We start from the raw sequence: 15327 nt of genomic DNA on the forward strand, positions 1-15327 counted from the left end.
ATAACGATAACTTAAAAACGATATAAGAAAATGAAAGCAAAATTCTTGCTCGCGTCAATTTTATTGGCAAGCTTGACTGTAGCTGGTAATGCACAGGAAGCTAAGAAGAATTATTATACGAAGAAAGCAAGCGACAACTTGTTCGTTGGCTTTGGCGTTGGCGGTATGTCCGTACTCAACGATGGTTTTAACACTCCGACATTGAATTTTAACATTCAGTTCGGTAAGTATATTACTCCGGTATGGGGCGTGCGCGGTGTCGTTAGCGGCATCTCACAGAGCCTTGACAACCAAAATAACAGCTACTTTGTCAGTGGTGCTTCTCAATATCACAAATACTGCAAAAAGTTTGGTGAAGTAAATTTGGATGCAATGTTGAACTTGATCAATTTGTTCGGCGGCTACAATCCTGACCGTGCATTCAATTTATATTTGTTCGGCGGTCCTACTGCAAACTACTCTTCCAAGGGTACTTCCTTTACTAACGCTACGACAGCAACAGACGAATATCTTCTTGAAACCAACGGTGACAAGAAAATCCGTTTCGGTGCAACAGCCGGTTTAGGATTATCATACGACATCAATGCCAAATGGGCCATCAACCTTGAAGGACGCGTAGGAGTCACTCCTTCTATTTTCGGTGATGCAAGTGACTGCCGTAAGGCTGAAGCTACTGCCCGCCTAAACTTAGGTGTTGCCTATACTTTCGGCGGCAAGAAATTTGCCCGTGTTTCCAATGTTGATGAAGATGCGCTCAATGCAGAGATCAATAAATACAGAAGCGAACTTGCACAGGCACAGGCTGACTTGGCTAACGCTAAGAATGCATTGGCTAATGTGAAGCCTGAAACTAAGGAAGTCGTTAAGGAAGTTCAGGTTGCCGGTCCTCGCGCCATCTTCTTCAAGATCGGTAGTGCCAAGATTGATGACTATGGCAAGGTTAACATTGAATTGGCCGCTAAGGTGCTGAAAGCTAACTCTGATAAGAAATACAAGATTGCCGGTTATGCTGACAAAGCTACGGGTAGTGCTTCTTGGAACCAGAAGTTGTCTGAAAAACGTGCCCAGGCCGTTTACGATGCTCTGATTGCTCAGGGCGTTGACAAAGACCAACTCGAACTCGTAGGATTCGGCGGTACTGAGAACATGTTCGGAAAGAACTTCCTGAACCGCGTGGTTATCCTGGAATAATGCATGTCAAGATGCAATAGACTCTAAAAAGAAGGCGTCTGGATTTTTCAGACGCCTTTTTTCAATGAGAGACTTGATGCTGCAAGGCATTTTCTGATTCAAACTATTATGTAATGATGAAGTTTAAACGACTTTTTTTCATACTGTTTTCCTGCTTGTCGTTGGAGGCATCCGCCCAGTTGACGTATGGAACCACAGGACTCCTGCATGCTCCCTCCGCCGAGATGCAACGTGACAAGACCGTCATGATTGGCGGTAATTTCATGAACAAGGAACTGACTCCTCCCACCTGGTATTACCATACTTACAATTACTTCCTGAATGTCACCATATTCCCCTGGATGGAAGTGGCATACACTTGCACCCTGTTCAAAGCCGAGGCACTGGGACTGGCGCCCTACGGATACACGGGATTCACGAATCAGGACAGGTATTTCTCCCTCCGCCTGAGAGCCTTGAAGGAGGGACAATTCTGGAAGCACATGCCGGCTGTGGTATTCGGAACTTCCGATCCTTACACGGAATCGGGAGACGGGCAAATTTCATCGACAGACGGGAACGGCTATTTCTGCCGTTTTTATGTGGCCGCCACCAAGCATATCCCTCTGGGCAGGGAAGAAATAGGCGTGCACCTTTCTTATCTTTATAACAAACGGAATGAATACAAGCTGAACGGGCTTGCGCTGGGCGTCACCTATAATCCCACCTTTCATCCGCAATTGAGGCTGATAGCCGAATATGACTCCAAGGATTTTGCTTTGGGAGCTACCTATTTATTGTTCAACCATCTGCACATACAGATGGAGATGCAGAAGATGCGGTATTTCACAGGAGGACTCACTTATAAGATTTACTTAAAATGAAGGAGATACCTTTCTTTAAGGTATCTCCTTCATTTTATACAAAATCAATATACTAACTTCACATTATCAATCCACAGTGAATTTCCCGGAGAACCGATATATGCTCCACCATGACTTGAGGTAAACTGTAGCAGTAGATGCGTGGGTTCATCGTCGTCCGTGCCCCAAGCCACCTCTCTTACGGGAACACTTTCTCCCCTACTATTAACGGCATACCGTTCTTCTACCTGAAGACGCATCATGTGAGCTTTATACGCAGGATCACCCGTGATATCTCCATACATGATGGAATAGGTGGCGTTATTATGCCAATCGGAGGTAGCATAATAGCGTATGACCATCGTCCCAACGCGCTTGGCATAAATATTACCTTTTTCATCTTCCCAACGCTTCTGTAAGAAAAGGTTCACTTCAGGAAAATCTTTCCCTTCCACATCTGTAATACGGCTGAACCCTGTTGCCCGAATACGCTTCTCACGATCAGACATCTTCACCTTATAATCAAACTGAACGGCAACCGGTTTCTTTGTGAAAGGAATGCCGGAATTCAATATTTTCTGGGGATTCTTAGTTCCCTTTATAGGTTCGTGTACTTCACCCAAAAACATGGAACCGGCGGCCAATACTGTAATATCTACGATACCCAATACCTTTACACTTTCCATTCGGGTATCCATCCTCGCACAAAAACCATCGCCTCTCTGCTCCGGAAAAACAGAAGTATTCGTCTTTGTAATACCTGCCACTTTGGCCATGACATTGGATGTAGCCCATGGAGAGCCACCCATATTCTTATATGCCTTGTTTTCACGAATTGTGGCAGCCGGACCAATGGCATATACATTTTTAGTGGCCCCGCCAATAATACCCGATTCCTTTATTTGACGATCAATCCATTGATCCATATTTCCAAAAGGAATCATTTCTACTTTGTGCTGTGCCAACGCTGTTCCACAACAGAACATAGCAGACAACACGCCCAACATACAAACTTTCTTTTGAATCATCTTACTATATTAAAAGATATTAATTATTACAGTTCATACCTCCACTGATTCAATGCAAAACTCCAATTGTCTTGAACCAATTGTACCGTGCGATCGTCGTATTTATACTTATTCTTCTTATAGCCTTTCTTGCCACCCACATACTTTTCGATATCGGCATGTGCCTCGGCATATCCCGGAATTGACAAAGTATTATAAATATATTCGGTCATTCCCATTACATCGGCTTCAAAATCTTCAAATTTCACTTCAATAAGATTACCGGCAGGAACACTCGCCTTATCTGCTTCATATTTATGATAAAGCTTGGTATATACAGACAAAATATTCTTTTCCAATTCCTCGTTACCGATATCTTGCAACTTCAATGGTTGAATTGTATTAGTAAAGAAACTGCGGGTACTTTCAAACACCGTATAAGGATTACGCATCAAATAAATAAACTTGGCATTCGGAAACATTTTCACCAGTTCCTTCACTCGTCCCGTATGAGGAGGATTTTTACTCAAGAACTGGGTTCCATGCGTATTCCAAAGCGAAATCTTTATCAATTTCATAAAAGTTTCTTCAAACACTTTCAACTCTGCCTCTGCAATGCCATCAAACAGCAAATACTTATCCGCATATTCTTGCTGATACTTAGGTAAAAACCAAAAGTTGTAATAAGTGTAAGGCATCATATTGGCCAAAGCAAATTCTTCTTCCTGCGGAAGATCAACAGCCAACTCCATATTATCCGTAGGACGCTTGTCAGGCATCAGCCAACTCATGCTTTTCTTAAAAAACGGTTGCCCCCACATCATCAGATGCGGGAATACAGTCTGATAAGTGGTGTTATAGCCAAAATGTTTGTCGCAAGAAAAAACATTGTGCACAAACGTCGTTCCACTGCGCCAGTGTCCTAAAATAAATACAGGATCGTGCTCCAATGGTCTATCAGCCAACAGCCTTTTATAACGTCTGTCTTGCAAAGGAGTCAAAGCAGAGAGCATGCGGCAAACAGCCTTGGTTAAACGGTATTTGCTTTTATAAGCAACATCAATCTCACGCCCTCCTGTTATATCCTTAAATGTTTTCCAATCAGCACCGACCAATGTATTTATCGGCAGCTTGCTGAATTCTAATAAGCCCATCCTTTTCTATTATTTTTCAATTTTTACTTCAAAGCCCTGACGACTCAAGTCTTTCACAGCCTGCTCTATGGCAGCATAATGTTCAGAAGCAATACCTAACTTCGGCAAATTCAACACAGGAATCTCTTCTGACAAATGCATTTCTTTATCTTCTACCCTATTGATAATCATTCCCACCGCACTGGTATTATTGGTAATCGGATCAATCAAGATAAACGAACCGCAAGGCTTGTTTTTCTTATACGGGTCAAAGAATAATTCTTTGGCAGTAGTCAGAATAACACACGCTATCTGATTTAGTTGCATCGGAAGCGTTTCTTTAGTCATCTTTCCATTTTCAATGGAAAGATGTTCCATTGTGTTAACATCTACCTTATATTTGATATGGTCAATGCGTGTACGGCTCAAATTAGTAGTCTGCTTAATAAAGAAGGATTTATTGATATCCATAACCTCCTCATCCATCCATACTAACATGGCTTCAAAATTACGGTCCATAATTGGAAGATTATCGGGATGTACCAACATTTCACCTCGTGAAACGTCGATCTCATCTTCCAAAGTCAACGTAACAGATTGGGGAGGGAAAGCATAATCCAGTTCTCCATCGTAGGTGACAATACTTTTGACGCGCGACTTCTTACCCGACGGCAATGCCATAACTTCGTCTCCTTTACGCACAATTCCTGAAGCCACTTTGCCACAGAAGCCGCGAAAGTCAAGATTAGGACGCAATACATATTGCACCGGAAAACGAAAATCAGAGAAATTATGATCGTTGCCTATTTGTACTGTTTCCAGGAAATCAAGAAGAGACATACCGTTATACCAAGGTGTACGGTCAGACTTCTCTACAACATTATCGCCATCTAATGCCGATAAAGGAATGCAATTGACATCAGGAAGTCCCAAAGGAGCTATAAATTTCTTATATTCGTCTACAATCTCGTTAAAACGTTCTTCTGAGAAATCTACCAAGTCCATTTTGTTAACGGCAAGCACTACATGTTTGATTCCCAATAATGAAACCAAGAAAGTATGCCGGCGAGTCTGTGTGATAACACCCATGCGAGCATCAACTAAAATGATTGCCAGATTAGCAGTAGAACCTCCGGTAATCATATTACGTGTGTACTGTTCATGTCCCGGAGTATCTGCTATAATAAATTTACGATTGTTCGTTGAAAAATAACGGTAAGCCACGTCAATAGTGATGCCTTGCTCACGTTCGGCTTTCAATCCGTCCAGCAACAATGCATAGTCAATATGGTCGCCTGCATTCCCTATACGCTTACTATCACGTTCCAATGCATCCAACTGGTCTTCATACAACTTCTTGCTATCAAATAACAGACGTCCTATCAAAGTTGACTTTCCGTCATCTACCGAACCGGCAGTAAGCAATCTCAGCAAATCTTTTTGCTCGTCTTTATCCAAGAAAGCCTTTATATCTAACTTATTATCCATCCTCAAATTTAATTCTTAATTTTTAATTACTTAGAAGTAGCCTTCACGTTTCTTCTGCTCCATGCTTGCATCTTGGTCGAAGTCAATCACACGAGTAGTACGTTCGCTCTTAGTTGTAGTCATCATCTCCTCCACTATTTTTTCAATTGTATCGGCATTGCTCTCTACTGCACCGGTCAGCGGCCAGCAACCTAATGTACGAAAACGCACCATGCGCATTTCTATTTTATCCCTATATTGTTCCGGCAGACGATCATCATCGGCCATAATCAAATTACCATCAATCTCGACACAAGGACGCTCTTTGGCATAATACAACGGTACAATAGGTATATTCTCCAAACGGATATATTGCCAAATGTCAAGTTCCGTCCAGTTGCTTATAGGAAATACCCGAATGCTTTCTCCTTTGTGAACACGAGCATTATAATTATCCCACAACTCAGGACGTTGGTTTTTAGGGTCCCATTGATGAAATTTATCACGGAATGAGAAGATACGCTCCTTCGCACGCGATTTCTCTTCATCACGACGCGCACCGCCAAAAGCAGCATCAAATTTATATTTATCCAGTCCGCGAAGCAAAGCCTGCGTTTTCATCAAGTCCGTATGCACCTTGCTACCATGAGTAAAGGGACCTACACCTGCATGGAAAGCTTCCATATTGCTCTCTACTATCAAGTTCCAACCGTATTTCTTAGCATATTCATCACGGAATTGTATCATCTCTTTGAACTTCCACTTAGAATCGATATGCATCAAAGGAAACGGCACTTTACCCGGATAGAATGCCTTTTCTGCCAAACGTACCATCACCGAAGAATCCTTACCTATGCTATATAACATTACCGGATTCTCAAACTCCGCCGCCACTTCACGGATAATATGAATAGACTCAGCTTCGAGTTCTTTCAAATGGCTTAACTTATATTCTTCTTTCATTATAAATTATTTCTTCTGAATTCTTGGTAAAATGAGTTCTAAAAGCTTATTTACAGATTCTTCCAAACTAAGCACAGAGGTATCAAGCGTCAGTGCCGGATGAGCAGGTGCTTCAAATGGAGCTGAAATCCCCGTAAAGTTTTTGATTTCACCTCTGCGTGCTTTGGCATAAAGTCCTTTAACATCACGCCGTTCGCACTCCTCAATGGGTGTACTAACATAGACTTCCAGAAAATCATCCTGTCCGATAATATTGGCAGCCATCTCACGAATATCATTATTGGGACTGATAAAGGCTGCGATTGTGATAACTCCAGCATCAATAAAAAGCTTGGAAACTTCCGCAATTCGACGTATATTCTCAACACGGTCGGCTTCTGTAAAGCCCAAATTATTATTGATACCACTACGGATATTATCACCGTCCAAAATTCGGCAAAGTAATCCACGCTTATGCAACTCGCGCTCCAAGGCTATAGCAATTGTACTCTTACCCGAGCCACTTAAACCGGTGAACCAAATCATCGCACTATGTTGACCAAGAAGTTTCTCTTTATCTTGCCGCGCCAACATTTTATCAAAGATAGGATATATATTATCTGTCATAATTCAATTAAAACGGCCATATTAATGGGATTAAAATAATGGATATCAAAAATGTAATTATATTCAACGGCAAACCAATGCGAACAAAGTCAGTAAATTTGTAATTACCGATACCTTGCACAATCAAATTCGTCTGATAACCGATAGGCGTTGAAAAACTGGCGGATGCAGCCATGCAGATTACCACAAAAAAAGGTATCGGACTAACTCCCATCTGTGCTGATATAGATAGTGCCAACGGAAAAGCAAGAGCCGCCGCCGCATTGTTTGTTATAAGCTCCGTAAACAGATTTGTTATAATAAATACAACAGCCAATAATACATGAGGCCCATAATGCTCACTCATTTCAATTATATAATGTGCGACTACATCTGCCACACCAGAATTGACCATCGCCTTGCTGATAGCAAAAGCACAGGCAATCGTTATCAAAATGTCCCAAGATATGTATTTTGTATATTTACGGGCAGGAAAAATCTTTGCCCATGCCATTACGACAGTAGTAACGGAGACAAAAAAGAACATGTCCAGCTTAATGCCGGAGAAAACCTCTTTCATCACCGGAAGCTCTCCTACTGTGGCTCCTGTTATCATCAGAATCAATAAAAGAAGAGCAAACCAACGTTTGCCTTTACCGGGAACAGGTTCTGTATCATGACCATTTGCCAATAACACAAATACAGAAGATTCCCCCCACGTCTGCACAAAAGAATCATCTGCCATCAGAACCAATGTATCGCCCTCCCGAAAATATTCATTTTCCAGGTTCCGGACAATACTCTGTCCACCACGTTTTATTTCTTTCACCTCTGCCCCATAATGTCGCCGAAAATTGAAGGTTTCAAGTTTCTTGTTGATGCCGGGAAACCGGGCGCCCAAAACTGCCTCTACACGATGCAAATTTCCATATTCTTCCTGTTCTTCCCCCAAACCGGCACTATCGGCACGCGCATCCGGCAAGAGTTTGGAAGAAAATGCAAACAGATAAATAATGCCCGCAACAGCGATGAAAATTCCTACTTTACCCAATTCGAACATAGTGAAGCCCTCATAACCAGCTTCCAATATCATTCCATGTACCACCAGATTGGTTGAAGTGCCTATCAGAGTGCATATTCCACCAAGAATGGTTACATACGAAAGAGGAATAAGAAATTTAGTAGCAGGTAGTTGCACCGATTCCGCCCATCTCTTAATGATCGGAGCAAAAATAACGACCACCGGAGTGTTATTCAAAAAAGCAGAAATAAAAGAAATCATAGGCAACATACGAAGCTGTGCCTTAAATACAGTAGTTTTCTTCCGTGGCAACAGCTTCTTTATAATCTGTCCCAAAGCTCCCGACTGGCGGATTCCTTCACTGACCAAAAACAACATTGCAACGGTTATCATTCCTTTATTGCTAAATCCCTCCAACATCTCTTTCGGACTTAGAATGCCTGCACAAAGAAGTAATACAACAACTGAAAAGAGCACCATTCCCGGACGCATTTTATCCAATACCAAAGCAAGCACCATGCCTGAGAGCGTTAAAAGCATAAACAGGATTTCAAAAGTCATATCAGTTGTCTTTTATTTAGTTTTTACTATAAACCAGGGATTCAAAAGTTCTTGCTTATTATATGACAAGGGTTTCTCTTTTTTCCCTACCTGATATATCTCCATTCCCGCAGCACGGGCTATGGTATGTCCCGCAGCCGTATCCCATTCCATCGTAGGAGCAAAACGAGGATATACATCTGCTTTTCCTTCTGCAACCAGGCAAATTTTAATGGAACTGCCACTTGAAATTAATTCCACTTCCGAATGATGACATTTCATCTCCTCAACATAAGCTTCCGTCTCAGGTGTCAGATGTGAACGAGAAGCCACAATCACAAAACGGTCATGTGCATTTTTCTCCGGCAAACGGGTAGCGGATGCCACCAGATCTTCCAGAGAGAGAGCCTCCCGATCAACTATATTGGAAAGCTTATATGCCCCTAAGTTTTCTTCTGCAAAATAAAGCTCTTTCTTTACCGGCAGATAAATGACTCCCATCACAGGAATAGTATTGCAAACCAAAGCTATATTTACAGTAAACTCTCCATTCCTCTTGATAAATTCTTTCGTCCCATCCAGTGGATCTATAATCCACAACGTTTCCCAATTCTTTCGTTCCGAATAAGGCAAATGTTCTCCTTCCTCACTCAGCAAAGGAAACGGGGTACTACTTAAAAATTCAGTTATTACTTCATGAGCTTTACGATCTGCAATTGTCAGTGGTGAATTATCCGCTTTTCGCTCTATCTGGAAATCAGACTCCGAATCGTTATAAACAGAAAGTATTTCCTCACCTGCCCGCAGAGCTGCGTCAATTGCATTTAATATATATTGTCGTTCCATACGATATTTTTCCGAATATGAAGTGCAAAGCTAAAAACTTTTTTGGTGGAAAAAGTTTTCGCATCTCATTTTATAACTTCTTTTAAACGAAAAAAGAAATTCATAGGTACTTTTTACAATCTTGAAATCCCCTCCTCCATTTCCAAACATAGTACAAAAAAGGCGGTAACTTCCCAGTTACCGCCTTATCCTGAAAGGAGAGAGATTCTCCTTTTCTATAAATTACCAAAAAGAATTCAATCAATTAATGCGATATAACAGCCAAGCACCCTGAAAATCTTTACGATTAGGATATTTTGCTTTAAACGCATCACGAGCAGCAGTAGCTGAAGCTCTGTCTGCAAAAGTATTTGCTATCACACGGTACATAGCAGCATCTGCATTGAAAACAACAAGTGCATTATAACCTTCCTTATCTAAAAAGTCTTTTAAGTTTTCTGCATTTGCCTTCACTCCAAAACTACCACATACAACGCTATAATCTTGTAAGCCGTTAGTACCGGATACAACCGTTACCTTCTCTTGACGTATGCCGGAAGGAGAACTTTCTACAACTTTGGCAACCACAGGAGCGCTTGTAACTGAAGTCACTTCTTCTGCAGGAACAGTATTTTGTGGTTCAGCCAATTCCTGTTGCTTAGCTTTTTCATACGCTTTTTTATAAGCACTTTCACTTGATTTACATGAAGAGAATGCCAGAGCGATGCACACTCCCATTCCCAGCACTGCTAATTTTCTCATTTTTCTTATTTTTTTGTTAATAAATTCTATGTCTATTCTTAGTCTTTCATTTCCTCATCGATATTTTCAGACAGCAAATTAATAGAAATTTCGCCATCTTTCAAAGAATAATCCCCAAAAACATCTCATAGCTACCATAAAATACACTATCCACAGATATTCACCCGAACTTTAAAGCCTTTTTCCATCTACACACAATTTCGGATATGGAACAAAAGTACACCATAACCTGCTATTATTCCCCCACCTTCTTAGTTAAATAAAATTAAACCCTATCAGAAAACAGAATTCTACCGAAAGAGTTACCGTATCTTTGTCACGAAAAAACAGGGCATGAGGCCCATTTAATTAACTACATGACATTTGAAAATTTAAAACTGATAGAGCCAATATTAAAAGCTCTTCAAGAAGAGGGATATTCCACCCCCACTCCAATACAGGAAAAATCTATCCCCATATTGCTTCAAGGAAAAGATTTATTAGGATGTGCCCAAACCGGAACCGGTAAGACAGCAGCGTTTTCTATCCCTATCCTACAAAAGTTATACAAGACGGACAACCGCAAAGGCATAAAAGCACTTATCTTAACCCCTACCCGCGAATTGGCGATACAGATAGGCGAAAGCTTTGAGGCATATGGCAAATATACCGGACTAAAGCATACAGTTATCTTCGGAGGTGTAGGACAAAAGCCGCAAACAGATGATTTGAAGCGGGGGACACAAATACTGATTGCCACACCCGGACGTTTACAAGATTTGGTAAATCAAGGATTTATCAATCTCAAGACACTTGATTTCTTTGTCTTGGATGAAGCAGATCGCATGCTCGACATGGGCTTCATACATGACATACGCCGTATATTGAAAATGTTGCCCACACAAAGACAGACTCTGTTCTTTTCCGCAACAATGCCCTCCGAAATAGAAACTCTGGCAAACTCAATGCTATCCAATCCGGCGAAAGTTGAAGTAACACCGGTTTCTTCTACCGTTGACACGATTTCTCAATCGGTTTATTTCGTAGAAAAGAAAGAGAAGAAAGACTTGTTAATTCATCTGCTGAAAAATACGGCTATTGAATCAGTGCTTGTTTTCACCAGAACAAAATACGGCGCAGACAAGCTTGCCCGAATTCTCAGTAAATCAGGAATATCGGCAGAAGCCATACATGGCAACAAGTCACAAAATGCACGCCAACGCGCACTTACCGGTTTTAAAAGTCACACCATACGTGTGCTCATCGCAACCGACATTGCTGCAAGAGGCATTGACGTGGAGCAACTGTCTCATGTCATCAACTATGAGTTACCCAACGTGCCGGAAACCTATGTACACAGAATCGGACGTACCGGGCGTGCCGGACATGAAGGCACTGCGCTTTCGTTCTGCGAATCAGAAGAACTGCCATACCTGAAAGACATTCAAAAGCTGATAGGAAAAACCATTCCGGTGATTGAGCACCATCCGTTTATCACTACTGAAGGAATAAATGCCCAAGAGGTAAAAACAGAAGAAATAAAAGCTAAAGCTAAAGAAAACAAAACATACCGGGGAAAACGCTCGAACGGAGATTTCTGGAGAAGACAAAAACGCACTGCACAGAATAATACTAACAAGAAATAATGGCTGTAAGCAAAGAAAATCTGCAAAAAAAAACACTCATTCCGAACAATCTTTCAAAAAATATTGTTATTTTTGTCATCATGAACTTTTAAAAAGAAAGGAACACATTATGAAAGGATTGAACGTTTTAGCAGCTTTCTTGGGTGGTGCAGCCGTAGGTGCGGCCGTAGGTATCTTATTCGCTCCCGAAAAAGGAGAGGATACCCGTCACAAAATAGCAGAAATTCTTCGTAAAAAAGGTATCCGTCTGAGTCGAAATGAGATGGAAAACCTGGTAGATGAAATTGCATCGGAAATGAAGGGTGAGGTAACGGAGTAGAACCATTCAAAACAGGACCACCATGTTCGCAGACGACAAAAGCATTGAAAATATCCAGCAATTATTCATTGAGTTCAAAAAATATCTGGAGCTCCAAAAGGAATATACAAAGCTGGAAGTAACCGAAAAGCTTTCAGTTTTATTGTCAACGCTTATTTTAGTGCTGTTGGTCGGCATACTCGGCGTAGTGGTTCTGTTTCATTTGTCGTTCACTCTGGTTTACGTTTTAGCCCCATTGGTAGGCGGGTTGATAGCAAGTTATGCCCTCATTGCATGTTTTCATTTATTGCTCATCATCCTGCTTGTCTTATTCCGAAAAACGATTATCATCAATCCGACTGTAAAATTTCTTGCAGGACTCTTTTTAGATAATAAATCCAATTGATAAAATATCTCATGAATAATACGTCAGATACCATTCCTGTTACCTTGGAGAGCATAGCGCAACAGAAAGCTGTTTTATTGCAGCAAATACGTGTACAGAAGGAAATTATGACTGACATTACAAGGGATATATTTGCGCCCGTTGCTCCTGCGACCAATAAAGCCGGTGCAATGATAAGAGCATTCAATACGGGTATGGCAGTCTTTGACGGTATGATGTTAGGATTAAAGCTTATGAAGAGAATCAGAAGATTCTTTGAAAAAGGCCACAGATAATTATCAGAAGAAACTACAAAAAGGGTGCAAATAAAGTTTATCTTTAAATTTGCACCCTTTATTTATTACTTAAACATCATAAATCAGACATAGGTTTCAAGCAACTTTACACTCCCTTGCGGAATGATAGTCACTTCCTGAATGGCGGCAGGAAGTAAAATTGTTTCTCCAGCTTCCATCGAAATCTCATTTTTCTCATTATCAATGATGTTGCAAGAGCCTTCTACACAAATAAAAATAACAAAAGAATCCAATTCCGAATAATCGCAGGTTATCTCTTCTGTCATATCATAAATAGAAGTTGTGAAATAGGGACTTGCTACTATTTCTACCGGTTCATTCTGTACTTGATCATATTCCGTACGGAAATCATCCTGTACATCCGAAAAGTTTATAGCATCAATAGCCTGGCTGGTATGCAGTTCACGTGATTTGCCATCCTTATCTTTCCGGTTATAATCGAAAATACGATAAGTTATATCTGACGTTTGCTGAATTTCTGCCACAAATGCTCCCGCACCAATGCCATGAACACGCCCCGCAGGTACATAAAAAACATCTCCCGGTTTTATTGCACAGGTTTGCAATACTTCGGCAAATGTTCCGTTATAAATTCTTTCCTTATATTCTTTCGGTGTAATTTGTTCGGAAAAACCGGAAATAAGTTTGGCGTCCTTATCAGCAGCTATAACATACCACATTTCATTTTTACCAAAACTATTATGACGTTTTTTCGCCAACTCATCATCAGGATGTACCTGAATAGACAAGTCCAATTTAGCATCAATAAACTTTATCAACAGAGGGAACTTATTTCCAAAACGTGCATAGTTAGCTTCGCCCACCAAGTCTTCTTTATACTTTCTGACCATGTCTGGTAGTGTCAGTCCTTTATCGGCCCCATTGGCAACTACGGATTCGCTACCTTCCACAGCCGAGACTTCCCAGCTCTCCCCCACATTGGAGAGGGTTTCATTCAAATGTTTGAATGGAATAATCTTGTCGCCTCCCCAAAGAATCTGCTTCAGGATAGGCTCAAATTTTAGAGGATACATTCGTTGTTTTTTAATTAAAACTTTCAATTAATGATGTGATTTATTTGATTATGGGGACAAACATACGAAAAATATCAATTTGTATTCTAATTGTTAAACGCTAAACTTTCCTAAAATGTTCTCCACATTTCTATCCAATTGCTTGGGGGAACAAAAGAATTTCTTTTTATTTGCAAGAAATTTAATTAATACCATTGAAATATGATAAACACTACTCCAACAGAAAGTAATTTATCCGGTCTGGATAAAAAAGATTTTCAAAAGGATATAAACGATAAAAAGACAGATTTATTTATCCTTAAAAATTCTCAGGGAATGGAAGTGGCAGTCACCAACTACGGATGCGCCATCCTCTCCATAATGGTTCCCGATAAGAATGGAAAATATGCAAATGTCATATTAGGGCATGACAGTATAGACCATGTGATCAACAGCCCTGAGCCTTTTCTCAATACAACCATCGGCCGATATGGCAATCGCATAGCCAAAGGAAAATTCACCCTTTACGGTGAGGAACATCAGCTAACAATAAATAATGGCCCCAACTCTTTGCATGGTGGTCCTACTGGCTTTCACACCAAGGTCTGGGATGCCGTTCAGCCTGACTCCAGCACTATCATTTTCAATTATACGTCAGCCGATGGAGAAGAAGGATTTCCCGGAAATTTGGAAATAGAAATGACTTATCGTCTGGAGAATGAAACAAATGCCTTAGTAATAGAGTACCGGGCCACCACAGATAAATCAACGATAGTTAACCTGACCAATCACGGATTCTTCAATCTGGCAGGTATTGCCACCCCCTCCCCCACTATTTTAAATAATATAGTTACCATTAACGCAGATCATTATATTCCCATAAATGAAGTTTCCATTCCTACTGGAGAAATTTTAAAAGTAGAAGGCACTCCTATGGATTTTCGTACCCCCCATACTGTCGGTGAAAGGATTGATGATAAATTTCAGCAATTAATAAACGGAACGGGATATGACCATTGTTACGCATTGAACAAGACCGAAACCGGAGAGTTGAGTCTTGCCGCAACTTGCATTGAGCCTGTCAGCGGACGTACTATGGAAGTATATACTACGGAAAATGGTGTACAGCTTTATACGGGAAATTGGTTAGGAGGTTTCGCTGGCGCCCATGGAGCGACTTTTCCTGCAAGGAGCGCAATATGTTTTGAAGCCCAATGCTTCCCTGATACTCCAAACAATCCCCATTTCCCGTCAGCAGTATTATTACCGGGTGATGAATATCAACAGATAACCATTTATAAATTCGGTGTACAAGAATAAAGACAAGATTATTAATCCAAATTCAAATATCTA

Annotated in this window: 16 protein-coding genes; 7 read left to right on the forward strand and 9 right to left on the reverse strand. The window is 40.8% G+C overall.

Annotation, left to right across the window (positions count from 1 at the left end; genetic code table 11):
• Positions 1–30 precede the first annotated feature (30 nt).
• Together BACHE_RS14055 and BACHE_RS14060 are read left to right on the forward strand one after the other, a co-directional pair.
• Positions 31–1191, forward strand: a complete 1161-nt coding sequence (locus BACHE_RS14055; protein ID WP_013548370.1) for an OmpA family protein — start codon at positions 31–33, stop codon at positions 1189–1191.
• A gap of 113 nt (positions 1192–1304) precedes the next feature.
• Positions 1305–2054 carry a YjbH domain-containing protein gene (locus BACHE_RS14060; RefSeq protein WP_041579451.1) on the forward strand — a complete coding sequence of 250 codons (750 nt, stop codon included), beginning with the start codon at positions 1305–1307 and terminating at the stop codon, positions 2052–2054.
• Between the two features lie 44 nt (positions 2055–2098).
• Here the strand turns inward: BACHE_RS14060 and BACHE_RS14065 are convergent, their stop codons facing one another.
• From BACHE_RS14065 to BACHE_RS14100, 8 genes are all read right to left on the reverse strand, one after another.
• Positions 2099–3061, reverse strand: a complete 963-nt coding sequence (locus tag BACHE_RS14065; RefSeq protein ID WP_013548372.1) for a PCMD domain-containing protein — start codon at positions 3059–3061, stop codon at positions 2099–2101.
• Positions 3062–3087: 26 nt separating this feature from the next.
• Positions 3088–4194: a cholesterol-responsive sulfotransferase gene (locus BACHE_RS14070; RefSeq protein WP_013548373.1), complete on the reverse strand. Its 1107-nt coding sequence runs from the start codon at positions 4192–4194 to the stop codon at positions 3088–3090.
• 9 nt (positions 4195–4203) lie between these two features.
• Entirely contained in the window at positions 4204–5661 is a 1458-nt protein-coding gene (cysN, locus tag BACHE_RS14075; protein WP_013548374.1) for a sulfate adenylyltransferase subunit CysN, read from the reverse strand.
• Positions 5662–5691: 30 nt separating this feature from the next.
• Positions 5692–6603 (reverse strand): sulfate adenylyltransferase subunit CysD, encoded by a 912-nt coding sequence (cysD, locus tag BACHE_RS14080; protein WP_013548375.1) that lies wholly within the window; start codon positions 6601–6603, stop codon positions 5692–5694.
• Between the two features lie 6 nt (positions 6604–6609).
• Positions 6610–7209: an adenylyl-sulfate kinase gene (gene cysC / locus BACHE_RS14085; protein WP_013548376.1), complete on the reverse strand. Its 600-nt coding sequence runs from the start codon at positions 7207–7209 to the stop codon at positions 6610–6612.
• A 7-nt stretch (positions 7210–7216) separates the two neighbouring features.
• Positions 7217–8770 (reverse strand): SLC13 family permease, encoded by a 1554-nt coding sequence (locus tag BACHE_RS14090; protein WP_013548377.1) that lies wholly within the window; start codon positions 8768–8770, stop codon positions 7217–7219.
• A 12-nt stretch (positions 8771–8782) separates the two neighbouring features.
• Complete coding sequence (cysQ, locus tag BACHE_RS14095) at positions 8783–9595, reverse strand: 3'(2'),5'-bisphosphate nucleotidase CysQ (protein ID WP_013548378.1); 813 nt, start codon at positions 9593–9595, stop codon at positions 8783–8785.
• Positions 9596–9835: 240 nt separating this feature from the next.
• Positions 9836–10336, reverse strand: a complete 501-nt coding sequence (locus tag BACHE_RS14100; protein WP_013548379.1) for an SPOR domain-containing protein — start codon at positions 10334–10336, stop codon at positions 9836–9838.
• A gap of 356 nt (positions 10337–10692) precedes the next feature.
• Here BACHE_RS14100 and BACHE_RS14105 point away from each other — a divergent pair, with 356 nt between their 5' ends.
• The 4 genes from BACHE_RS14105 (at position 10693) to BACHE_RS14120 (ending at position 12940) form a co-directional block, all read left to right on the forward strand.
• Positions 10693–11961, forward strand: coding sequence for a DEAD/DEAH box helicase (locus tag BACHE_RS14105; protein ID WP_013548380.1), 1269 nt, complete (start codon positions 10693–10695; stop codon positions 11959–11961).
• Between the two features lie 109 nt (positions 11962–12070).
• Positions 12071–12280 carry a YtxH domain-containing protein gene (locus BACHE_RS14110; protein WP_013548382.1) on the forward strand — a complete coding sequence of 70 codons (210 nt, stop codon included), beginning with the start codon at positions 12071–12073 and terminating at the stop codon, positions 12278–12280.
• Between the two features lie 22 nt (positions 12281–12302).
• Positions 12303–12665 carry a phage holin family protein gene (locus BACHE_RS14115; protein WP_013548383.1) on the forward strand — a complete coding sequence of 121 codons (363 nt, stop codon included), beginning with the start codon at positions 12303–12305 and terminating at the stop codon, positions 12663–12665.
• Positions 12666–12676: 11 nt separating this feature from the next.
• Entirely contained in the window at positions 12677–12940 is a 264-nt protein-coding gene (locus tag BACHE_RS14120; RefSeq protein ID WP_013548384.1) for a hypothetical protein, read from the forward strand.
• 83 nt (positions 12941–13023) lie between these two features.
• Here BACHE_RS14120 and BACHE_RS14125 read toward each other — a convergent pair whose 3' ends face one another.
• Complete coding sequence (locus BACHE_RS14125) at positions 13024–13995, reverse strand: type I phosphomannose isomerase catalytic subunit (RefSeq protein WP_013548385.1); 972 nt, start codon at positions 13993–13995, stop codon at positions 13024–13026.
• Between the two features lie 201 nt (positions 13996–14196).
• Here BACHE_RS14125 and BACHE_RS14130 point away from each other — a divergent pair, with 201 nt between their 5' ends.
• Entirely contained in the window at positions 14197–15294 is a 1098-nt protein-coding gene (locus BACHE_RS14130; RefSeq protein ID WP_013548386.1) for an aldose epimerase family protein, read from the forward strand.
• The last annotated feature ends 33 nt before the right edge of the window (positions 15295–15327 follow it).

The sequence above is a fragment of the Bacteroides helcogenes P 36-108 genome (assembly GCF_000186225.1).
Taxonomy (GTDB): domain Bacteria; phylum Bacteroidota; class Bacteroidia; order Bacteroidales; family Bacteroidaceae; genus Bacteroides; species Bacteroides helcogenes.